This is a genomic window from Bacillus sp. RIT 809, from assembly GCF_016892495.1.
GTDB classification, from domain to species: Bacteria; Bacillota; Bacilli; order Bacillales; family Bacillaceae_G; genus Bacillus_A; species Bacillus_A cereus_U.
In genome coordinates this window covers 198,939-221,966 of sequence record NZ_JAFEMR010000001.1, presented here as the reverse complement: position 1 = coordinate 221,966, position 23,028 = coordinate 198,939, and the positions used below count along the sequence as shown (strand labels likewise).

The window sequence follows — 23,028 nt, the reverse complement described above, 5'->3', positions numbered from 1 at the left end:
GGAAGCTATATGTACATACAATTATATGAAAAGCTTGTTATCATTCAAAAAGCATATGAAAATATTCAAACGCTTGGAGAACAAATATATGAGAATTTAAAACATAAAAATGTAAATGCAGTTCAAAAGCTGCAAGTGGAACAATTGCAGTACATAGAAGGTGTAAAAGGATTATCTCGCTCTTTTGAGGAGATGGTTGTTCAGTTTTGTGAAGAAAAGAAAGTCGAACCATTGCGTATGCGTTCGCTATTTTCGTATTTTTCACCGGAAGAAATTGAAAAAATAGAAGAATTGCAAAAAAGTTTAAATGAATTAGAAGAAAATGTAAAAATGATTCTTTTGAAAAATCAATATTACTTAAACGTACTATTAAAAACTACAGAGAGTATTGTAGACTCCGTTTCTGAATACAATTTGGAGAAAAACAATAATTCGCAAATCTTTATGAATGAACTATTGTAAAGGAGAAGTGAAGCATTATGAGGTTATCTGATTATAATACACCGCTATCTGGTATGCTAGCGGCCCAAATGGGATTACAAACGACGAAACAAAACTTATCTAACATTCATACACCTGGCTATGTGCGTCAAGCCGTGAATTTAGGGTCTGTAGGAGCAAGTAATGGTCATACGCCAGGACAGAGAATTGGTTCGGGTGTACAAACATTAGGTGTTGACCGAATTACTGATGAAGTGAAAACGAAGCAATTTAATGATCAGTTGTCACAGTTCTCTTACTATGCATATATGAATTCTACTTTATCACGAGTAGAGTCTATGGTAGGAACTACAGGAAAGAATTCATTATCTAGTTTAATGGATGGTTTTTTTAATGCTTTTCGTGAAGTTGCGAAAAATCCAGAACAATCAAACTACTACGATACATTAGTTGCTGAAACTGGAAAGTTCACAAGTCAAATAAATCGTCTTGCGAAAAACTTAGATACAGCGGAAGTACAGACGAAAGAAGATATTGAAGCGCATGTCAATGAATTTAATCGTCTTGGTGCTAGTTTAGCAGAAGCGAATAAAAAAATTGGACAGGCAGGAACACAAGTACCTAATCAACTATTAGATGAACGTGATCGCATTATTACAGAGATGTCTAAATATGCCAATATAGAAGTGTCTTATGAATCTATGAATCCTAATATCACGAGTGTTAGAATGAATGGCGTTTTAACAGTAAATGGACAAGACACATATCCACTTCAATTAAATAAGGGGAGCGAACCGATGACTGTTGCGATTTATGGATCGGATATTCCTTTAACAGGTGGAGCCATTCAATCAGCAATAGATACGAAAGGAAAGATTGCTAGTTATAAGAAAAATATTGAAGACTTAATGAGTTCTGTGAAAAATCAAGTGAATACAGTGATGGGAAAAGATTTCTTCGTTGGAGATCATGCGAAAGATATTCAGTTAAATCCTGAATTCGCAAAAGATGTTTCAAAAATGAAAATTTCTGCTGAAACAGCAAATAAACTGGCAGGAATTACAGATGGAGATTATAAAGAAGGTCTTTCTTATAAACAAGCGTTAGACCAATTCATAGTTGGTGTAGCTTCTGATAAAAGTGCAGTGAATGCTTATCAAAATATTCATAAAGACTTATTAGAAGGTATTCAGCAAGAAAAGATGAGTATAGAAGGCGTCAATATGGAAGAGGAAATGGTTAATTTAATGGCCTTCCAGAAATACTTCGTGGCAAACTCTAAGGCCATTACAACGATGAATGAAGTATTTGACAGTCTGTTTTCGATTATTAGATAACGCGAAGTAGAAACGAAGCCCCTTTTTTTATGTGTAGAGAGAGGGTCCTGCGTTAGATAGAGGCGGTCAGTGCCTATTAGTGGACCAAGCGATGTGAGACCAGAGATATCAAGTGGTTGTAGGATAAGTTAGGTTAGAGAACAGCCATGTCAAATAGAAACGAAGCCCCTTTTTTATGTGTAGAGAGAGGGTCCTGCATTAGATAGAGGCGGTCAGTGCCTATTAGTGGACTGAGCGATGTGAGACCAGAGATATGAAGTGGTTGTGGGATAGGTTAGGTTAGAGAACAGCCATGTCAAATAAAAACGAAACGTCTCTTTCTTTTATGTGTAGAGAGAGGATCCGGCATAGTGTGGAAGCGGATAGAGCCTTTTAGTGGACCAAGCCGTGTAAGACCAGAGATATGAAATGATTGGATGGTAGGGAAGAAAATAGCCGTACAGTTGTGGTTGCTTCCCCGCGCCAAGTCAAATATAGATAAAGGAGAAGATGAGGGATGAGAGTATCTACATTTCAAAATGCAAACTGGGCGAAGAATCAGATGATGGATTTGAATGTGCAACAGCAATACCACCGAAATCAAGTAACTTCTGGGAAGAAAAACCTTCTTATGAGTGAAGATCCACTTGCGGCAAGCAAATCATTTGCGATTCAGCATTCTTTAGCAAATATTGAACAAATGCAAAAAGATTTAGCGGATTCGAAAAATGTATTAACACAAACTGAAAATACTTTACAAGGTGTTTTTAAATCTTTAACAAGAGCGGATCAATTAACAGTGCAAGCGTTAAATGGAACAAATAGCGAAAAAGAATTGAAGGCAATCGGTGCAGAGATTGATCAAATTTTAAAACAAGTTGTATATTTAGCGAATACGAAAGAGCAAGGCCGTTATATTTTCGGTGGTGATAGTGCTGAGCAAGTTCCATTCACAGAAGATGGTACGTATCAAGGTGGAAAAAATGATGTGAACTGGCAACTAAATGATGGCTATGAATTAAAAGCATTTCGTAACGGAGAAGAATTATTATCACCGGTTATAAAAACGTTAAAACAGATGAGTGAAGCGCTGAATAACGGTGATCAAAAAGCTTTGCAACCACTATTAGGAGAAAATAAGAAAAACTTAGATAGCATCATTAACCGTACAACTGAAGTTGGTTCAACTATGAATACAATGGAGACGTTTAAAACGATTTTAAGCGAGCAAAATTTAGCACTTCAAGAAAACCGTAAAGAAATTGAAGATGTCGATTTGGCGGTAGCAATTTCTGACCTAGCATATATCAATGCAACGTATGAAGCGACGCTTAAAGCGGTTAGTACGATGAGTAAAACGAGTATTTTAGACTACATGTAAACAATAAGGAGTGAGACAACATGGCAGGAACATTAACAGGTATTGGCGGTAGACAACAGATCTGGAACCTCGGAAATAATATGATCGATACATCTAACTTTGTAGAATTAGAAATGCAAGCGTTAGATATGAGAAAAACACCGTATGCTAATGAAAAGAACCAACTTTCACAAGATAAACTATTATACACAAGTTTAAAATCAGAATTTAGTTCTTTCACACAAACATTTAAAAACTTAGCGGCTTTTAAAGGGAATGAGAAAAAAGTTACAACAACACAAGACGGTTATATTAATGTAAAAGCTGATGGTGGAGCGATTGCAGGAACTTTTAATATGACGATTACACAGCTCGCACAGCGTCATCAAATAGCTTCTAATTCTATTGATAATATAAATGAGAAGCTTCCAAGAAATGAAACAATAAAACTAGGCGATAAAGAACTAAAAGTAACAACTGATATGACATATAAAGATTTAATTAATAAAATTAATGATGGGGATTATGGGGTATCAGCATATACACTTGGTAATAAAATTTTTATGTCCTCTACGAAAGAAGGAGAGGCAAACGCTATTAAATTAGCAAGTACACCACCTAACGTACTTACTGAACTATTTTATTCAGAGGTGGAAATTAAAGGGACAGGCACAAATCAAGACAGTGAAACTAAGACGGAAATGAAATTAAATACTATTAATGAAGCGAAAAATGCTATATATAGTATTAACGGTATCGAGGACAAAAGTCCTACGAATACAATTGAAGCTCTTCCTGGCGTGAAAATTGAATTGTTAAAAGTAACGGAGCCAAAAGTAGAAGAAAAACCAGATGCAGGTACAACAACAGATTCAAAAGTAAAAGGTATTGATCTGAAGTTTACAGTAAGTGATTCAAATGTAACAGACGCATCAAATATTATTAAAAAAATGGTAGCTGATTATAATAAAGCTGTTTCTACAATAGATATTTTTGCTGGAAAAGGTGGAGCCTTCCAAGGTCAAGCTATTATGCAAAGTGTACGTCAAGCGATGAATAACATCGTAACATTTTCTCAAGACGGTAATTATTTGTTTTCATTTGGAATTCAATTAAAGCAAGACGGGACGATGGAAGTTAATGATGAAAAATTAACACAAGCGTTAAAAGACAAGCCGGATGCAGCGAAGCAATTTTTCTTTGGTTCTAACGGTTTAGGGAAGATGATGGAAGAACCACTTGATAAACTATTTGGTGATAAAGGTGTAGTCGGAGAACGTGTAAAAAACATCGATTCACGTGTAAGTGATTTAGATAAAAAGATTAAAGATATTGAAACACAAAATCTGCAAAAACAAGATGAGATTGTGAAGAAGTATCAAAAGCTAGAAAGTACATTAGCGGCGCTAGATAGCCAACTAAAAACAATTAAAGCAATGACAAAACAAAAAAGTGATGATTAATGAAAGTTAAGGACGTGATCGTATGCAAGCATGGCAACGCTATATGCAAAATGATATTATGACGAGTAATCCAATTAAAAATACAATTTTTATTTATGAAAGATGTATCGTTGAGTTTCGTAATTTAGAAGAGCTTTTAAATACTTTTAAACTACAAGAAGGAGATGCACTTCTTGAAAAATTAGAACGTATTTTTGAAGAGTTAAAGCTTCAATTAAATCCTGAGATTACTAAAGATTTATATGATAGTCTATTTGGTTTATACGATTGGATTAGCATTCAAATTCAGACGATGAAAGTAACGCGTGAAGCAAAAGACATGGATGCGATTGTACAAGTGTTACAAGATTTAATAGACGGTTACCGCGGAGCACTCGAAAATGAACAATGATATTTATCGAGCGTTTGTCGGCTGTTTTAATGAAATCGGTGAATTGCAAGTGTCAGATGAAGAATTTGCTGAGAAAAGTGCTATGTTAAATCGCTGGATGATGACCTTGGATGAAAAGACGCGAGCAGATGTTGCAGCGGAAGTGAGTCCATTAATAATAAAGGCAGCTCAACATATTCGAGATAAGCAAAAGATTTTGGAAGAAATGATTATGACAAATGATGGACGAATGAAAGCTAATTCGTTTTACGGTAAATATTAATTGTAAAGTATGGAAACGGGTTCTCCTTATTATAAGGGGAATCCATTCCGTTGTTTGAATAAAAGCGTTCCGCTGATTGAGGTTTCACTTTATGACTGTAATGAAAAAACAGAAATAATCTAAATAATAAAAAAATGAACTTTATTTTATTGTTCTTATATAGAAATGTTATATAGATTACTAAGTGAATACAGTTTTTTTATTCTTTTATATATTTTTGTATTTTTCTAAAGACAACAATGGGAAAATGGAATAAAATATGAAAGGGTACATAATAGATAACATTTTAATAAATACATATAAGGAAATGAATAATAAAGTGAAACTTCCATCAGTGGATGATCATGCCGTAAGCGAGCATGATGGAAAAAAGAAGGGTGTGGAATATGCCGGACTTAGTTAGTGATGTTAGTCATTATATGAATTATTTAGTAACGAAGCGAAATACTGTTTCTAGTAATATTGCAAATGCGAATACACCAGGGTTTAAAGCACAAGATGTAACATTTGCTGAACAAATGAATATGAATAATCCGCTATTCAAAAAAAATGCTGCGGATTTAAAGAGTAATTCAGACTTATATCAAACGAATGAAATGCACTTACCAACAGTAAATGCGAAAAATACATATGCAAAGATTCAAACGAAATCAATGCAAACGAATAAAGATGGAAATAGTGTGGACGTAACGACAGAAATGCTAGATTTAATGAAAACAAACCAATTATACGGTATCTCAATTAATGCGATTAATACGCAATACGCAATTAACCAAGCAGCACGTGGACGTTAAGAGTAGAAGGAGAGACAACGATGTTCCAAGCAATTAATGCAAGTGGCTCAGGACTAACTACAGCGAGAAAATGGATGGAAGTTACTTCTAACAATATCGTAAATGCAAATACGACGGGAGCGCCGGGCGCAGAGCCGTATCACCGCCGAAGTGTGGTGCTAGAATCAAACAATAGTTTTGCAAGTATGCTAGATGGAGCTCCTACTAACGGAGTGAAAATAAAAAGTATTGAAACGGATCGAAATGAAAATCTTGTGTATGATCCGACGCATCCACATGCAAATGAAGAAGGATATGTACGTTATCCGAACATTGATGTGACAGCTGAGATGACGAATGTAATGGTTGCTCAAAAAATGTATGAAGCAAATACGAGTGTATTAAATGCGAACAAAAAAATGCTCGATAAAGATTTAGAAATCGGCCGAGGATAAGAGGGAAGAGGGGAAATATGAAAATCCAACCAATGTTAAATACACAGCCATTTGGAGCAATTCAGCCAATTGGCGTACCGAAAACTTCAGAAACATCTGTAGTTGAAGGCAAAAAGTTTATTGATTTATTGGAAGATATGAATCAAACGCAAAATAATGCACAAACAGCAGTATATGATTTACTGACAAAAGGGGTAGGAGAAACGCATGATGTTTTAATTCAGCAGAAGAAAGCTGAATCACAAATGAAAACGGCTGCTCTTGTACGAGATAATCTTATTGAGAATTATAAGTCACTAATTAATATGCAAATTTAGGAAAATGGACGGGTGTGTTTAAATGGAAAAGATAAAAAATGTTTTCCAATCGTTGAAAACGTGGCATAAGTTAGTAATTGGTGCTGCGCTCTTAGCGATTGTAACAGGAGCACTTTTATACTTCACCTTGCCAGATAAATATGTTGTTGTATATCAAAATTTAAACGATACAGATAAGCAAGAGATTACAGCAGAATTATCGAAGCTAGGTGTTGATTACCAATTAGCAGCCGATGGTTCGATTCGAGTGCAAAAGAACGATGCTCCATGGGTTCGAAAAGAAATGAATGGAATGGGCTTACCGTTTAATTCAAAAAGCGGTGAGGAAATTTTATTAGAAAGCTCGCTCGGTTCAAGTGAGCAAGATAAGAAAATGAAGCAGATTGTCGGTACGAAAAAGCAATTGGAGCAAGATATTGTAAGAAACTTTGCGACAATTGAAACGGCGAATGTGCAAATTACATTACCTGAAAAAGAAACCATTTTTGATGAAGAAAAGGCAAAGGGAACAGCAGCAATTACTATTGGTGTGAAACGTGGACAACTATTAACAGCTGATCAAGTTGCAGGTATACAGCAAATGATTAGTGCGGCAGTTCCTGGGGTGAAAGCAGAAGAAGTAAGTGTTATTGATAGTAAAAAAGGTATTATCTCGAAAGGAGCAGATGAAGCACATTCTACTAGTTCCTCTTCTTATGAAAAAGAAGTTGAGATGCAACAACAAATTGAAGGTAAATTAAAGCAAGATATTGATGCGACGTTAATGACGATGTTTAAGCCAAATGAATATAAAGTGAATACGAAAGTGTCTGTAAATTATGATGAAGTTACACGTCAGTCAGAAAAATATGGGGATAAAGGTGTACTTCGCAGTAAACAAGAGCAAGAGGAAAGCTCTACTGCGCAAGAAGGAGCGGATACGAAGCCAAGTGCTGGTATTACAGCGAATGGTGAAGTGCCAAACTACGGTACGAACAATAATCAAAATGGTAAAATCGTCTACGATAATAAAAATGGTAACAAAGTTGAAAACTATGAGATAGATAAAACGGTTGAAACGATTAAGAAACATCCGGAATTAACAAAAACAAATGTTGTTGTATGGGTCGATAATGATACGTTAGTAAAACGAAGAATTGATATGACAACGTTTAAAGAAGCAATTGGTACAGCTGCTGGACTTCAAGCTGATCCGAATGGAAACTTTATAAATGGTCAAGTTAACGTTGTAACTGTTCAGTTTGATCAACCGAAAGTAGAGAAAGAGAAAGAGCCAGAAAAAATCGGCATTAACTGGTGGTTATTCGGTGGAATTACAGGTGGATTGTTAGCGCTTGGTGGCCTATTATGGTTCTTCTTAGCAAGACGTAAGAAAAAGAAAGAAGAAGAGGAATATGATGAATACTTAGCAGAAGAGGAAGTTGCTGCTAGTAGTGAAAGCATTATGGAAATTCCTGAAGAGAAAATAGTGCCAGAGCCAAAACTAGAACCAGTGCCAGTGAAACCGGCAGAACCTACATTAGATGACCAAGTGCAGGAAGCTACGAGAGAGCATGTAGAAGGTACTGCAAAAGTTGTTAAAAAATGGCTAAACGGATAGTAAGGGAGGAAAAACAATGTTAGATGAAATCTCCTCCAAAGAAAAAGCTGCCATCCTCATTCGTACATTAGACGAAGAGGTGGCAGCAAAAGTCATTGAATATATGACGGCTGAGGAAAAAGAAGTGTTACTTCGTGAAATTGCGAAGTTTCGTATATATAAACCAGAAACGTTAGAAAATGTACTAGGGGAGTTTCTGTATGAACTAAATGTAAAAGAATTGAATTTAGTGACTCCAGATAAAGAATACATTCGCCGTATATTTAAAAATATGCCAGAAGACGAGTTGGAAAAATTATTAGAAGACCTTTGGTACAACAAAGATAATCCGTTTGAATTCTTAAATTCACTAACAGATTTAGAGCCACTTCTTACAGTGCTTAATGATGAATCGCCACAAACAATAGCAATTATTGCTTCTTATATTAAGCCTCAACTAGCATCTCAATTAATTGAGAGATTACCAGATCATAAACGTGTAGAAACGGTAATGGGCATTGCGAAGCTAGAGCAAGTAGATGGTGAATTAATTAATCAAATTGGTGAGTTATTAAAAGCAAAATTAAATAATATGGCATTTAGTGCTATTAATAAAACAGATGGATTGAAAACGATTGTGAACATTTTAAATAACGTTTCACGAGGCGTTGAAAAAACAGTCTTTCAAAAGCTCGATGAAGTCGATTATGAGTTATCTGAGAAAATTAAAGAAAATATGTTTGTCTTTGAAGACTTACTCGGTCTTGAAGATCTTGCACTTCGCCGCGTATTAGAGGAAATTACAGATAACGGTGTTATTGCGAAAGCAATTAAAATTGCAAAAGAAGAAATTAAAGAGAAATTATTTACATGTATGTCTTCAAACCGTAAAGAGATGATTCTAGAAGAGTTAGATGGCTTAGGACCGCTTAAGATGACGGATGCTGAAAAAGCGCAGCAAACGATTACAGGTACAGTGAAAAAACTAGAAAAAGAAGGAAGAATTATCGTTCAAAGAGGTGAAGATGATGTCCTTATTTAAAAACAGAATTCCGAAGAATTCTGTTTCTTTTTCTGAAGAAACGTATGAATTACAATTCCCGAAACCAATATCAGTTCACGCCCAAGAAGAAATACAAGTAGATTATGCAGAACTTCTAGCACAGCAAGATGTATTACATATTGAAATGCATCAACTAAGGCAGCAGCAGCAAATGCTAGAGCAAGAGCGTCAGCGGTTGTTACAGGATAAAGAACAGTTTCAAATGCATATTCATGAACAAATGGAGCAGATGGAAGTAGCGCGTATACAGTTTCAAAAAGAGCAACAAGAAACGGCATATGAATGGACAGAGTTATTATGGAATCAATCTTTTCAATTAGCAGAAAAAATCGTGAATCAAGCGGTAGATTCACGATTATTAGACGTTTTGCCGATTTTAACAGGTATCGTGCAAACATTGCCTACTTCATTTGAAAAATTAACTATAACGGTTCATCCAGAAACATTTGAGCGTATACAAGAAGAGAAAGAAAATACGAAAGAGTATTGGTTACTACAATTAGTAGAATGGAAGTATGATTTTTCTTTACAGTTTGGCGAATTTGTTTTGGAAGAAGAGAAAGAGTTTTTTGAATTTAAATTTGCACCTATATTTGCGAAACTTCGTCATAAATGGGAAGAGGAAAAGTTGTTTGAGGAGCAAAAGGTATGAACAATAAGCTCATGAACGAACATAATAAATGGAATACGTTTATTGAAACGCCGTTTTATACGAAAGTTGGCAAAGTTCATAGTGTACAAGAGCAGTTTTTTGTAGCGAAAGGTCCGAAAGCGAAGATTGGAGATGTTTGTCTCGTTGGAGAACATAGCGTCTTATGTGAAGTTATTGCAATTGAAAAAGAAAACAATATGTTACTCCCATTTGAACAGACAGAAAAGGTGTGTTACGGAGATTCAGTTACATCAATTGCAGAAGATGTTGTTGTGCCCCGTGGTAATCATTTGCTTGGAAAAGTGTTAAGTGCAAATGGAGAAGTGTTAAACGAAGATGTTGAAAATATTCCAGTGCAAAAAATAAAATTAGATGCACCGCCGATTCATGCATTTGAGCGTGAAGAAATTACAGATGTATTTGAAACGGGAATTAAATCGATTGATTCTATGTTAACGATTGGGATCGGTCAAAAGATTGGTATTTTCGCTGGATCGGGTGTTGGGAAATCTACATTACTTGGAATGATTGCGAAAAACGCAAAAGCTGATATTAACGTTATTAGTTTAGTAGGTGAGCGTGGCCGGGAAGTAAAAGACTTTATTCGAAAAGAATTAGGCGAAGAAGGTATGAAAAAAAGCGTCGTTGTTGTAGCGACGTCAGATGAAAGTCACCTTATGCAACTGCGTGCGGCTAAGCTTGCAACGTCGATTGCCGAATATTTCCGTGATCAAGGTAATAATGTACTACTTATGATGGATTCTGTTACTCGTTTTGCTGATGCACGCCGCAGTGTTGATATTGCAGTAAAGGAATTACCGATCGGTGGTAAAACACTGTTAATGGAAAGTTATATGAAAAAGTTATTAGAGCGATCCGGAAAAACGCAAAAAGGCTCTATAACAGGTATTTATACGGTACTAGTTGATGGTGACGATTTAAATGGTCCCGTACCAGATTTAGCACGTGGTATTTTAGATGGACATATTGTATTAAAGCGTGAGCTTGCGACGCTTAGCCATTATCCTGCCATTTCCGTACTAGATTCGGTGAGTAGGATTATGGAAGAAATCGTATCGCAGAATCATTGGCAACTTGCCAATGAAATGAGAAAAATTTTATCTATTTATAAAGAGAATGAATTGTATTTTAAATTAGGAACAATTCAAGAAAATGAAGAAAATGCTTATATTTTTGAATGTAAAAATAAAGTGGAAGCTATAAATAAGTTTTTAAAACAAGGTCGAACGGATAGCTTTCATTTTGAAGATATTGTCCAAGCGATGTACCATATTGTATAAGACCTCGCCCTTTGAGGTCTTATTTTTTTGATTTTAATATTTCACAGATTTTTTTGTAAAAAAACTATATAATAGAAAAAGGGAACGTTATAATAGGAAGGGGCTATGAAAACAGGTGGATAAGCAGCAGTACGACACGATAAAATTGCAGATTAATCAAGAGAAAGAACAAATCTTGAAAGAAGTGTACGAACTAACAGCTGAAAAAAGAAAAATAGAACAAAAAAAAGAATATGATCTGTATGTTGTGAAATCACGTAGTAAAGTCGTACAAACTGGGCAACGTATTATGGCTGGTATGCTGTCTTCACATACATTTTCACCTGAAAGAATAGAAGAATGGAATCGGAAAATTAAAAAAACAGAAGGTTTTATTCAAAAAAATGAAAGCCTTTTAGAGAAAATAAAAGAAAAAGAACGTGTCATTGATGAAATGTATCAAGAAGATTGTAAGAAGCTTGTGAAAGTAAAAGAAAAGTTAGAAGAAAAAATGCTTCTTGATTTAAAAATGTGTATGAACGGATGAGGTGGATGTAGTGATACAATTTGTATTACCGGTGCAGCAAAGTTTACCTCCGCAAAAAGATAAAGGGCTAGAAGTGCAATCAAAAAATGAAAATTCTTCATTCGATAATACAATGAGAATTGAAAATAAAAAACAGCCGAAAACGGAGAAACCGAAACGAGAAGAAGCACCAGAAGAAGAGAAGAAAGAATATCTTCTCGCAAAAAAAACGGTAACGAAAGAAGAGCCGATTGTAAAGAAAGAAGAAAAAAAAGAGACAGAACAATTATTACTAGCTGTATCTGAGCAAATGATTGCAATTGAGCAATTACGTGTGCAGCCAGAATTGTTATATCAATACATACAAAAAATACAAGAATTATATAAAGAATACGGAAATATTAAACTGAACGAATTGCCTGCAGCTGAATTACAACAATTACAAGAACTCCTTTCGAACATGAATATTAAAAATGTCATATGTTTAGAAGATACAATGCAAATGGCGTTAGACAAGGTGACAATGCCAGAGCAGACGTTGCAAGTATTAAAAGTCGTAGAATCAGAAACTTGTAATATTGCAAAGAAACAAGAGGAGTCTAAGGAAGTAGAACTCCCGAAAGCAGAGAGCGATGATGTGAAGGTAGAGTTACCAAAAGTCGATCAGTTAAATGATTCCAGTTCAGCCGGAGCTGAGTTATTAAATAAAGCAACGGGTACTGACCAAATAGGAAAACAAAATAGTGGAGCTGAGAAGGTTACATTGCCTGACTTAGGCAAGAAAATGGAAGCACAAGTAGAAGCTCTGCAAAAGTTTGTAGTGAAACAAGAACGTGTTTTATTCCAGCTAAATCCAGAGAAACTTGGTACATTAACTGTATTTATGAAAAAGCATGGAGATCAAATTGAGGTTCATGTAGAAATGGAAAAACACGATGCGAAAAAACGTGTTGAAATGATTTTTGACGATTTGAAGCTAAAGTTAAAAGAAAAAGAAATTAATATTCAAATTAGTTATTCAGAAAAAGATGAACATCGTAAAGAACAACGAGAACAAGAGCAAAGGCAAAAACAAAAATTAGCAAATACGAAACATGAGAAACAACAATCAAAAGAATTTGCGGGATTATTGGAGGAATAAAGCGTGCCAACAGTTGGATTAAATACAACGAGTACAAATCATATTCCGTTACAAGCAGGAGCGCAAAAAAGTAATGTACCTGTTAACGGTGTACAATCGCCAGTTCAACAAACAAATGGAGTTTCAGCAGGGGAGCAAAAAACTCCTGGGGTAATGGGAAAAGATGATTTCCTAAAATTGTTTTTATCGAGTTTCCAACATCAAGATCCATTTAATGCGATGGATATGAATCAAATGATGAACCAAACAGCGCAGTTATCTCTTATGGAACAAGTACAAAATATGACAAAAGCAGTTGACTCTTTAAGAACGACGATGCATTCGACAGCGCTTGATGGTGGAATGAAGTTTTTAGGAAAGTATGTAAGAGGTATTGACGGTGAAGGGAACAAAGTAACTGGTCAAGTAGAAACAGTTCGCCTTGCAGAAAATAACGAAGTACAGCTCGTTATTGATAATAAAGTAGTGTCTCTTCGTTTCGTGGAAAGAGTGTCTGATAAACCAATTGGAGAAACGAATCCAGAAGATGCAAAGAAAGACGATCAAAAAGTAGCTGAAGAAGTAAAAATAACAAATTCATAAGGGAGTGTCCATACGTTATGATTAAAGCGTTATATACAAGTATTACAGGAATGAATGCAACACAAAATGCATTAAGTGTTACTTCAAATAATATTGCCAATGCACAAACAGTTGGTTATAAAAAACAAAAAGCAATGTTTGATGATTTATTATACAACAATTCAATTGGTGCAAAAGGCGATGGTAAATACGCAGGAACGAACCCGAAAAGTATCGGTAACGGTGTGAAAATGAGCGGAACAGTTACGGACTATAGCGATGGTACAATTACGTTAACGGGTGGTAAAACACAAGCAGCGATGGAAGGTAATGGTTTCTTCGTAGTTGGTGATTCAAAAGGCGGCAACACGGAATTTACGCGTAAAGGTACATTTGGGATATCTTCAGATTACTATATTACGAATACAGAAGGCCAATACGTATTCGCATATCCTGCAAATGCAGCAACTGGTGAAGTTGATTTATCTGGTATTCCAGGACCGTTGCAAATTCCAATGGGATCAGCAATCGGTGGTATTCGAACGTCAAAAGGAGTAATCGGAGGGAATATTCCAACTGATGCAAAACAGATTACGCAAGAATTGCCTGTATATGATGATGCCGGTAATACATGGACAATGCGTGTAGAATTTAAACAAACGAGCGAACATAATTATACATATAAAGTACAGATGCGTAATGATTCGAAAAAAGAAACAGAGTTTCAGGATGTTCAAGGTGCAGGTGGTAATATGACATTTGATGCAGTAGGAAATCCAAATCAGCAAAATCCAGGAGCAGCTATTCCGTTTAATGGCGGAACAGTAAATTTAGATTTTAGTAAATTAACAAACCATCCGACAGAGAAAACATTATCAGTAACAAACGTAGATGGTAGAGCGGCGGCGACTGTTAAAGATTGCTTTATTGCTGACGGTGGATATGTGATGGTAAAATATTCTGATGGAAGTATGAAATCTGCTGGTCAATTAGCTGTTGCAATGTTCCCAAATGAGGGCGGTTTAATGAAAAACGGAAATGGTAACTATACAGCGACAAATACAACTGGTATTTTAGCAATGGGCGTATCTGGTCAAAACGGTGCAGGAAAAGTACGTGGTGGCGCACAAGAAGGTGCAAACGTAGATTTATCTGTAGAATTCGTTGATTTAATGTTATATCAACGCGGATTCCAAGGAAATGCGAAAGTAATTAAAATTTCAGATGAAGTATTAAATGAAGTTGTGAACTTAATTCGATAATAAATTGTAAAGAAAAATTGTAACGTAGTAGAAAGGGTTTTTTATTCGTATGACAAGACAAGAGCGAATTTTACAATTGCCTTTTTTCGAAAATAAACGTGAGCTTGCTGAGCAAGTGTTAAAAATAGAACGAGAAGAGCATGTATATTTACCAGATCAATTTGAAATCAAACAAGTGCCTCCATATTCGTTTGGTGAAAAACAAGCAGTCATTGGCCTTATACACGAGTTTTATTTCGTAAGTATTGGTAGTAATGGTGTTTGGCAGTATCAATTGTTTAAAGATGAGATGAAGTGCCGTGAGTTTTTCGTTATGTTGCCGGATATTACGGATCAGCAGCTTGCTTTTTGGTTCAATAACATTGAGTTGTTGAAAGGGGCTTAAAAGCTTTCTTTTGAGGTTTTGAGAGAGGGCCTATGAGCAGTGATTTGAAATAGATTTAGATTAATTTAAGATAGTTGTGCTATAGTGTACAATTAGACTAAGTTTATATAAAAGGAGAGGTGAGGAGGATGGCGCAGAATAAGTATCGCGTTACATTCATTTCGCCAAGTGAGGTTGAGCAACGTACTGTAATGACGGCGAGTAGTTTGCCTAATTTAATACGTCAAGTAGAGAGTATTATTGCAGATCCGAACGGTTATTTTGTAAATGATAAAAAGAATAATTGCTATTTTAAAGTGATTAAAGAAAATGTTACGTTTATTCAATATGAGTTACTATTTTCGGATAAGGAAATTCACATTGAAAAGTTAAAACATATAGCACCGGCGGTATTGAAACAAGTATTTAAAAAAATAAACGATCCGGAATTATATGCACTTGCACTCCTTGATGTTGATATAGCTACAAAGGAATATGTGCTAGGAGAAATGAACCCAGAGCTTAGAGTGAGAGTGGAAACAGAGCTTGCAAAAAAATGGGAAGCGATGCCGACAGAAATTGTAGGAGCGCAAGAAGTGTTACTAGAGGCACTTGCTTCGTTTATACAAGATTAAGCTTTACCGCTGTTTTTATTACTTTAAAACTATAAGGCTCAGTCAACTACCCCTATTTTCATATAGGTAGTTGACTTTTGGGGTTTATTAAAGCTTAATAATTAGATATACGGAATTAATGAAAGGGGAGCGACACTTTTATGTCACAAGCACAAAGTATTTTATTAGAAAGTGGAACAAACGAATTAGAAATCGTAACTTATACTGTTGGTGAAAATTTATTTAGCATCAATGTAATGAAAGTGCGTGAAATTATTAATCCATTCCCTGTTACAACTGTGCCGGAATCTCATCATGCAGTTGAAGGTGTTGTTCAAGTACGCGGTGAAATCTTACCTGTTATTAACTTAGCGACAGCTCTTAATTTAAAATCTATAAAGCCACTTGATCAAACGAAATTTATCATCTCGGAATTAAACCAAATGAAAGTTATTTTCCGTGTTGATGAAGTGCATCGTATTCAACGCATTTCTTGGGAACAAATTGATGAGCCAGCTTCATTATCTATGGGACTAGAAGAAACGACGTCTGGAATTGTAAAACTAGATGGGAAAATTATCTTATTGTTAGATTATGAAAAAATTGTTTGCGAAATTAGTAACAGTGGTTATGACAATAAAACACTTTCAGGATTAGAGCAAAAAACAGATCGTGCTGAAAAAGTTATTTATATTGCAGAAGATTCAGCGATGCTTCGCCAAATACTAGAAGAAACATTATCAACAGCTGGATATACGAAAATGAATTTCTTCAGCAATGGTGCAGAAGCGTTAGCGCAAATTGAAAAACTAGCAAAAGAGCAAGGTGAAAAAATGTTTGAACATATTCATCTGCTTATTACAGATATTGAAATGCCAAAAATGGATGGACATCATTTAACGAAAGTAATTAAAGACAGTGAAGTAATGAAGCAATTACCAGTTATTATTTTCTCTTCTTTAATTACGAATGAGTTGTTCCATAAAGGTGAGGCAGTTGGAGCGAATGCTCAAGTGAGTAAGCCTGATATTCAAGAGTTAATTGGTTTAGTTGATAAGTTAGTGCTTTAAAAGCTTCTTTTTAGCTGGAATAGAGGAACTAGCCAAGTATGGGAGCGGTCAGTACCTAATAGAGGTCCATGCGATGTGTAAGACCAGAGATATGGAGTGTTTTTAGGTAAGTCGAAGAAGTAGGCCTTCGAGTGAGGGTTTGAAGAACCGTTTTAAAACACGCTTTTTAGTGGGAATAGATGAACTAGCCAAGTGAGGAAGCGGTCAGTGCCTAATAGGTTAAGACCAGAGATATGGAGTGATTTTAGGTAAGTCGAAGAAGTAGGCTTTCGAGTGAGAGTTTGAAGAATCGGTTTAAAATACATTTTTTTAGCTGAAAGAGAGGAACTAGCCATGTATAGTACTGGTTAGTTCCTTTTTAGTATTCTATGCTTTGTACAGGCAGAGAAATCAAACGTTTCTGGAGTGTTTATGACTGTAAGTATTAATAGTCTCTTTCGTGTAGTTAGCTGTTTGTATTTAGGGGTTATTGATGGGTTTAATTAATAAGTAATAGGTTTTTTTCATTTGAAAATATAAGAGAATGTATCTCTAGATTGTGTTAGTAATATTTCGTGATAGCGCAAAATTTTTCGGTGAAATTACATTAAGAATACCATATAATATAATTAAACACATTTTATTGGTATAGCATCGTGTTAGATTTTTTTATTATTTTCTTAAAAAATCTTTTCTATTATTTACATACTTTTTATACTTTTTTGTATGTTAATTATTTGACAGATAATTTCGAAATGTTATAATATGGATATGTGGAAATTTCTATTTTCTTAAAAGACATGGGAGTCAGATGAGAATTGTGAAAGGATGAGGGGGAGTGACACATATTATGTATCACCACACAGCAATCAATGTATTAAGTCTTTTACAAAACATGTCAAATAATAAAACGAACGATATGAAATTAGAGGCGGAATTTAAAAAAATAGAGAAACAATTCCGAATAAAGTATGAAGAGCTTATCGATTTATATAATAGAATGGTATTATTTCAAATAGATATAGAAAAAAATGGCGGTATGCGAGTATATGAAAAATCAGAGATTACATGGTTGAAGTCTGAACTAGAACTATTGTATGAAGTATATCAATTTTGTCAGCGTCAGGGCTTAAACATCGCAAACATTTCAAAATATGTTAGTAAAAATGAACTGAATTTATTTCCGAAAACAGAAAGTCAATTACAGAACACGTATTATAAATTAAAAAAACAAGAAATCCCGTTTGAAAATATCGAAAAACAAAAACCGGGGCGAAAACGTAAATATGCACCTGTAAAAGAGACAATTGCTGAGATAAAACAAGAAAGCAAGCAGGAAGTAAATGAAGACGTTCGAAATGAAGAAGATGAAAAAAGCCTCGTAACAGTTATATCTGGCATCGTGGATAACTTTGAAACAATTAGTCAATGTAGTGAAAAGAAAGAACACGAATTGCATCAGTTCATGGCGGGGATTTATAAGCTTTCTAGCATGGCTGCAGGGCGCTCGAAAGAAGAGAAGAACGCTCGGGGTCTTGAAGGTGAAGTGCATTCATTACGTGCTGAAAATGAAAGGTTAAAACGAGAGAAGGAAGACCTTGTACATGATATTAAAGAAATGACTCATCATTTAATTCATTTCATTACGAGCTCTGATATCGATCAAATTCGTACGTTGCCTTTCTTCGTAAAAGGGTGCAAACAAGATTTACATAAGCTAGGATTATATAACGCTCAAGACGGAAAAATGAAAATTATGGTTGATAGTAACGGTCAGGTTATGACTGTATCATAATAAAAATGGGTACAAAATAAAAGGGAAATACATATACACTATGTATTTCCCTTTTATTTTGTATGAAAATGTTCAAAAAAAGAAATATGTATTTTGTAAAAACATTGGTAGTGAAACTGAAATTAATAATGTGTGATTAACGATAAATCAAATGTCGACGTGGCTTGGAAAAAGAGGCCATGTCATTCGTTTACGGTTTTGATACGGATGAAAAGCACAATCTAAACCTGTTTTTTTGTAGAAATTCTAAAAAATAGAGGACAGAAAATTGACTGTCTAAATGTTTTAGTCGTAAGTTTTAGCATTTAATTTGGCTTAATAGGAAATTCTATTGATAGCAAAGTCTTTACCTCATTTTTGTTTTAGAAAGGAGAGAAGTGGATGGATTCAATATGGCTAGAGTATGCTTGGGCATTATTAATTTTAATTGGATTAGAAGGATTGTTATCGGCGGACAATGCCCTTGTATTAGCAGTTATAGCCAAACATTTACCCGAAGAACAGAAGAAAAAAGCTATAAATTACGGAATCATTATGGCCTTTGTTTTTCGATTTGCAGCCCTATTTGCGATTTCATTTATTGCAAATGTTTGGCAAATACAAGCAATAGGAGCAGCCTATCTTCTTTATTTAGGACTGAAACATGTCATTCAGGCGCAATTTGGAAAAGACAATCAAAATATTCATGAGGACGATGAAAAGGAAGCGGCAGGTAAAAGTTACTGGTTCACAGTAGGTAAGATTGCATTAGCTGACCTTGCTTTCGCGATCGATTCAATATTAGCCGCAGTTGCTCTTGCCCTGGGGCTTCCGGATTCACCACTTGACGATTTCGGAGGTATGGATGGAGGACAGTTCATTGTTGTACTTCTTGGAGGAATTGCCGGACTTATTTTAATTAAATTTGCGGCAACTTGGTTTGTGGGGCTTCTTGAGAAACGGCCAGCATTGGAAACAACGGCATATGCGATTGTTGCTTGGGTTGGTGTCAAATTAGCTGTAATTACACTGGCTCATGAGGATATTGGTATTTTAGACCATGATTTTCCGCACAGTACAACTTGGACGTTGATCTTCTATGGAGTATTAGTTGCGATCGCACTAATTGGTTGGTTTGCACCGGGAAATAAGTCAGCCAAAAATAATCCCGAAAGGTAATAAAAAGGTCAGAGCATTATGTGCTTTGTCCTTTTTAATGATAATTATATTGTGTATTTTTCGATTTAACGCTATAATTACAGTGTTAAAGATGGAATCGTGATATGACCTGTTATGAATCTATCATTTTATTTATGAATAAATGGATTGGTATTTTAGCAAGATGTGCTAATAAACTACTCCACCATGATGATAACGTGCCAAAAATGTGGTGCGTATATTTTCGTGGTGGAGTTTTTTTTATTCTCAAAAAGGGGGAGTAACCATGAACGACAGCATGATTCATATTACAATTGACGGCAAAGAATATAGTGCTGAGCCTGGTTCAACGGTACTAGGCATCATTAATGAGAACGGAATTGAACATCCACAAATTTGTTATGTGCCGGAAGTGGATCCTATTCAAACGTGTGATACTTGTATTGTAGAAGTTAACGGAAAGCTTGTGCGATCCTGTTCTACAGTAGTGACGAGCGGTATGAATATTGAGTTGTCCTCTACTAGTGCGAAGGCAGCACAACATGAGGCGATGGACCGCTTATTGGAAAATCATTTACTTTACTGTACGGTTTGTGACAACAATAACGGGAATTGTAAACTGCATAATACGGCAGAATTAATGGAAATTGAGCATCAAAAATATCCTTATGAGCCAAAAGTTGATGTAAGTGAAGTTGATATGTCTCATCCATTTTATCGCTATGATCCGAATCAATGTATCGCGTGCGGTCAATGTGTAGAGGTATGTCAAAACTTACAAGTAAATGAAACGTTATCTATTGATTGGGAGGCAGAGCGCCCACGTGTTATTTGGGACGAAGGAGTAGATATTAACGATTCTTCATGTGTAAGCTGCGGTCAATGTGTAACAATTTGTCCTTGTAATGCATTAATGGAGAAATCGATGCTTGGTGAAGCTGGATTTATGACTGGGCTGAAGCCGGATATTCTTGAGCCTATGGTCGATCTTATTAAAGAGGTTGAACCTGGATATAGCGGTATTTTCGCTGTGTCAGAAGTAGAAGCTGCGATGCGCGACACTCGTACGAAGAAGACGAAAACAGTTTGTACGTTTTGTGGTGTAGGTTGTTCATTTGAAGTATGGACGAAAGGGCGCGAAATTTTAAAGGTACAACCAACTTCTGAGGCGCCAGTTAATGCAATTTCTACTTGTGTAAAAGGAAAATTTGGTTGGGATTTCGTTAATTCTGAAAAACGACTTACGAAACCTTTAATTCGTAAAAATGGAATGTTCGTTGAATCAACTTGGGAAGAAGCGCTTCATGTAGTGGCGAATAAATTGGGCTCTATTAAAGAAGAGTACGGTAAAGGCTCTATCGGCTTTATTTCATCTTCTAAAATCACGAATGAAGATAATTATGTTATTCAAAAATTAGCGCGTCAAGTGTTCGAAACGAATAACATTGATAACTGCTCACGTTATTGCCAATCACCAGCGACGGATGGATTGTTCCGTACAATTGGTATGGGCGGAGATGCAGGGACGATTAAAGATATCGCGCAATCGGGTCTTGTTATTATCGTCGGTTGTAATCCAACAGAAGGTCACCCAGTATTAGCGACTCGTGTGAAACGTGCGCATAAACTTCACGGTCAAAAACTAATTGTTGCAGATCTTCGTAAAACTGAAATGGCAGAGCGTTCAGATATCTTTATTAGTCCAAAACAAGGAACAGACCAAGTATGGTTAATGGCTGTTACGAAATATATGATTGATCAAGGTTGGCACGATCAGCAGTTCATCGACGAGAATGTAAACTTCTTTGAAGATTTCAAAGATAGTCTTGCGGAATATACGCTTGAATATGCAGAAGAGATTACAGGCATTTCAAAAGAAACGCTCGTTAAAATGGCAGAAATGATTCGTGATGCAGATGGTACGTGTATTCTTTGGGGAATGGGCGTAACGCAAAATACTGGTGGTTCAGATACTTCCGCTGCAATTTCAAATTTACTACTTGCAACAGGAAATTATCGCCGTCCAGGTGCTGGTGCATACCCGCTTCGAGGTCATAATAACGTACAAGGTGCTTGTGATATGGGAACACTTCCAGGCTGGCTTCCAGGATATCAGCACGTTACTGACGATGTAGAACGTGCGAAATTTGAAATAGCTTACGGAGTGAAAATTGATAACAAACCAGGTCTTAATAACATTGAAATGCTTCACGCAATTGATGAAGGGAAAATGAAAGCTATGTATCTTGTTGGAGAAGATATGGCCCTTGTAGACTCTAACGCAAATCATGTACATGAAGTGTTATCAAGTCTTGAGTTCTTTGTCGTTCAAGATGTGTTCCTTTCTAAAACAGCTCAATACGCTGATGTAGTATTACCAGCAGCGCCATCTCTTGAGAAAGAAGGTACTTTTACAAATACAGAACGTCGTGTACAAAGATTATATCAAGTGCTTCCGGCGCTAGAAGATGCGAAACCAGACTGGTGGATCGTGCAGGCAATTGCTAATAAGTTAGGCGCAAACTGGAATTATAATCATCCAAGTGAAATCTTTGCTGAAATGGCAAGCTTATCACCACTGTTCGCACACGCAAACTATGAAGTGCTTGAAGGGTGGAACAGTTTCCACTGGGGAAGTTTTGATGGAACGAATACGCCGCTTCTATTTAAAGATGGATTTAACTTCCCGGACAAAAAAGCTCGTTTTGCGATAGCTGATTGGGTACGTCCTGCTGAATTCCCAGCAGAATACGATCTTCACATTAATAACGGTCGTATGCTTGAACATTTCCATGAAGGGAACATGACGAATAAATCAACTGGTATTCAATCGAAAGTACCAGGTGTTTTCGTCGAAGTTTCTCCAGAATTGGCAAGGGAACGTGGAGTGAAAACTGGTTCGTTAGTACGCCTTGTTTCCCCATTTGGAGCACTTAAATTACGTGCACTTGTAACGAATCGTGTAAAAGCGAATGAACTGTATTTACCGATGAACTCGACGGATAAAGATTCGGCAATTAATTTCTTAACAGGTCCTGCTGTTGACTTACGTACAAACACGCCTGCATATAAACAAACGAAAGTACGTATGGAAGTGTTACAAGTAGAAGGTGAAAATCCGATGCCAAAAACGAATCCACGTAATAAAAAGCGTCATCCTCAAAACGGCATTGAGGTAAATCGCAAGTGGGCTCGTCTAGGATACGTACATTTAACGGATAACTAGG

23 protein-coding genes and 1 pseudogene are annotated in these 23,028 nt (G+C 35.9%); all 24 read left to right on the top strand.

Annotated features, from left to right (window positions below; translation table 11 throughout):
- The first annotated feature begins 9 nt into the window (after positions 1-9).
- The 24 genes and pseudogenes from flgN (at position 10) to fdhF (ending at position 23,027) form a co-directional block, all read left to right on the top strand.
- Entirely contained in the window at positions 10-462 is a 453-nt protein-coding gene (gene flgN, locus JTF23_RS01080) for a flagellar export chaperone FlgN (protein ID WP_016104385.1), read from the top strand.
- A 17-nt stretch (positions 463-479) separates the two neighbouring features.
- Positions 480-1,778, top strand: a complete 1,299-nt coding sequence (gene flgK, locus JTF23_RS01075) for a flagellar hook-associated protein FlgK (RefSeq protein WP_204207918.1) — start codon at positions 480-482, stop codon at positions 1,776-1,778.
- 496 nt (positions 1,779-2,274) lie between these two features.
- Entirely contained in the window at positions 2,275-3,138 is an 864-nt protein-coding gene (locus JTF23_RS01070) for a flagellar hook-associated protein 3 (protein ID WP_002149158.1), read from the top strand.
- Positions 3,139-3,158: 20 nt separating this feature from the next.
- On the top strand, positions 3,159-4,580 hold the full coding sequence (locus JTF23_RS01065) for a flagellar hook-associated protein 2 (RefSeq protein ID WP_204207917.1): 1,422 nt from the start codon (positions 3,159-3,161) through the stop codon (positions 4,578-4,580).
- A gap of 22 nt (positions 4,581-4,602) precedes the next feature.
- Positions 4,603-4,971 (top strand): flagellar export chaperone FliS, encoded by a 369-nt coding sequence (locus JTF23_RS01060; protein ID WP_002012050.1) that lies wholly within the window; start codon positions 4,603-4,605, stop codon positions 4,969-4,971.
- The gene (locus JTF23_RS01055; protein WP_002201054.1) at positions 4,961-5,233 is read left to right on the top strand and encodes a hypothetical protein; all 273 of its coding nucleotides are present in this window, start codon (positions 4,961-4,963) and stop codon (positions 5,231-5,233) included. Before JTF23_RS01060 ends, JTF23_RS01055 begins: the two co-directional genes overlap by 11 nt.
- A 386-nt stretch (positions 5,234-5,619) precedes the next feature.
- The gene (gene flgB / locus JTF23_RS01050) at positions 5,620-6,027 is read left to right on the top strand and encodes a flagellar basal body rod protein FlgB (RefSeq protein WP_088078217.1); all 408 of its coding nucleotides are present in this window, start codon (positions 5,620-5,622) and stop codon (positions 6,025-6,027) included.
- A 20-nt stretch (positions 6,028-6,047) separates the two neighbouring features.
- On the top strand, positions 6,048-6,461 hold the full coding sequence (gene flgC, locus JTF23_RS01045) for a flagellar basal body rod protein FlgC (RefSeq protein WP_002030933.1): 414 nt from the start codon (positions 6,048-6,050) through the stop codon (positions 6,459-6,461).
- 17 nt (positions 6,462-6,478) lie between these two features.
- Positions 6,479-6,778, top strand: a complete 300-nt coding sequence (gene fliE / locus JTF23_RS01040; protein ID WP_033714758.1) for a flagellar hook-basal body complex protein FliE — start codon at positions 6,479-6,481, stop codon at positions 6,776-6,778.
- A gap of 22 nt (positions 6,779-6,800) precedes the next feature.
- Positions 6,801-8,378: a flagellar basal-body MS-ring/collar protein FliF gene (fliF, locus tag JTF23_RS01035; protein WP_204207916.1), complete on the top strand. Its 1,578-nt coding sequence runs from the start codon at positions 6,801-6,803 to the stop codon at positions 8,376-8,378.
- Between the two features lie 16 nt (positions 8,379-8,394).
- Positions 8,395-9,399 (top strand): flagellar motor switch protein FliG, encoded by a 1,005-nt coding sequence (locus JTF23_RS01030; RefSeq protein WP_078180524.1) that lies wholly within the window; start codon positions 8,395-8,397, stop codon positions 9,397-9,399.
- Positions 9,386-10,072, top strand: coding sequence for a FliH/SctL family protein (locus tag JTF23_RS01025; protein WP_204207915.1), 687 nt, complete (start codon positions 9,386-9,388; stop codon positions 10,070-10,072). Before JTF23_RS01030 ends, JTF23_RS01025 begins: the two co-directional genes overlap by 14 nt.
- Positions 10,069-11,373, top strand: coding sequence for a flagellar protein export ATPase FliI (gene fliI, locus JTF23_RS01020; protein WP_204207914.1), 1,305 nt, complete (start codon positions 10,069-10,071; stop codon positions 11,371-11,373). Before JTF23_RS01025 ends, fliI begins: the two co-directional genes overlap by 4 nt.
- A gap of 115 nt (positions 11,374-11,488) precedes the next feature.
- The gene (locus JTF23_RS01015; protein ID WP_088078220.1) at positions 11,489-11,899 is read left to right on the top strand and encodes a cytoplasmic protein; all 411 of its coding nucleotides are present in this window, start codon (positions 11,489-11,491) and stop codon (positions 11,897-11,899) included.
- A gap of 10 nt (positions 11,900-11,909) precedes the next feature.
- Positions 11,910-13,019 carry a flagellar hook-length control protein FliK gene (locus tag JTF23_RS01010; RefSeq protein ID WP_131231700.1) on the top strand — a complete coding sequence of 370 codons (1,110 nt, stop codon included), beginning with the start codon at positions 11,910-11,912 and terminating at the stop codon, positions 13,017-13,019.
- A 3-nt stretch (positions 13,020-13,022) separates the two neighbouring features.
- Positions 13,023-13,601, top strand: a complete 579-nt coding sequence (locus tag JTF23_RS01005; protein ID WP_016104397.1) for a flagellar hook assembly protein FlgD — start codon at positions 13,023-13,025, stop codon at positions 13,599-13,601.
- A gap of 17 nt (positions 13,602-13,618) precedes the next feature.
- Positions 13,619-14,842 carry a flagellar hook protein FlgE gene (locus JTF23_RS01000; RefSeq protein ID WP_078173056.1) on the top strand — a complete coding sequence of 408 codons (1,224 nt, stop codon included), beginning with the start codon at positions 13,619-13,621 and terminating at the stop codon, positions 14,840-14,842.
- A gap of 49 nt (positions 14,843-14,891) precedes the next feature.
- Entirely contained in the window at positions 14,892-15,227 is a 336-nt protein-coding gene (locus JTF23_RS00995; RefSeq protein ID WP_016104399.1) for a DUF3964 family protein, read from the top strand.
- A gap of 128 nt (positions 15,228-15,355) precedes the next feature.
- Positions 15,356-15,841, top strand: coding sequence for a LysR family transcriptional regulator (locus tag JTF23_RS00990; protein WP_070139051.1), 486 nt, complete (start codon positions 15,356-15,358; stop codon positions 15,839-15,841).
- A 140-nt stretch (positions 15,842-15,981) separates the two neighbouring features.
- Positions 15,982-16,890: a chemotaxis protein gene (locus tag JTF23_RS00985; protein ID WP_204207913.1), complete on the top strand. Its 909-nt coding sequence runs from the start codon at positions 15,982-15,984 to the stop codon at positions 16,888-16,890.
- A gap of 829 nt (positions 16,891-17,719) precedes the next feature.
- Entirely contained in the window at positions 17,720-18,664 is a 945-nt protein-coding gene (locus JTF23_RS00980) for a DNA-binding domain-containing protein (protein ID WP_204207993.1), read from the top strand.
- Between the two features lie 381 nt (positions 18,665-19,045).
- Complete coding sequence (locus JTF23_RS00975; protein ID WP_204207912.1) at positions 19,046-19,822, top strand: TerC family protein; 777 nt, start codon at positions 19,046-19,048, stop codon at positions 19,820-19,822.
- A gap of 104 nt (positions 19,823-19,926) precedes the next feature.
- Positions 19,927-20,119, top strand: a pseudogene (locus tag JTF23_RS00970) (hypothetical protein).
- Entirely contained in the window at positions 20,088-23,027 is a 2,940-nt protein-coding gene (gene fdhF / locus JTF23_RS00965; RefSeq protein ID WP_204207911.1) for a formate dehydrogenase subunit alpha, read from the top strand. Before JTF23_RS00970 ends, fdhF begins: the two are co-directional and overlap by 32 nt.
- Position 23,028: the final 1 nt, after the last annotated feature.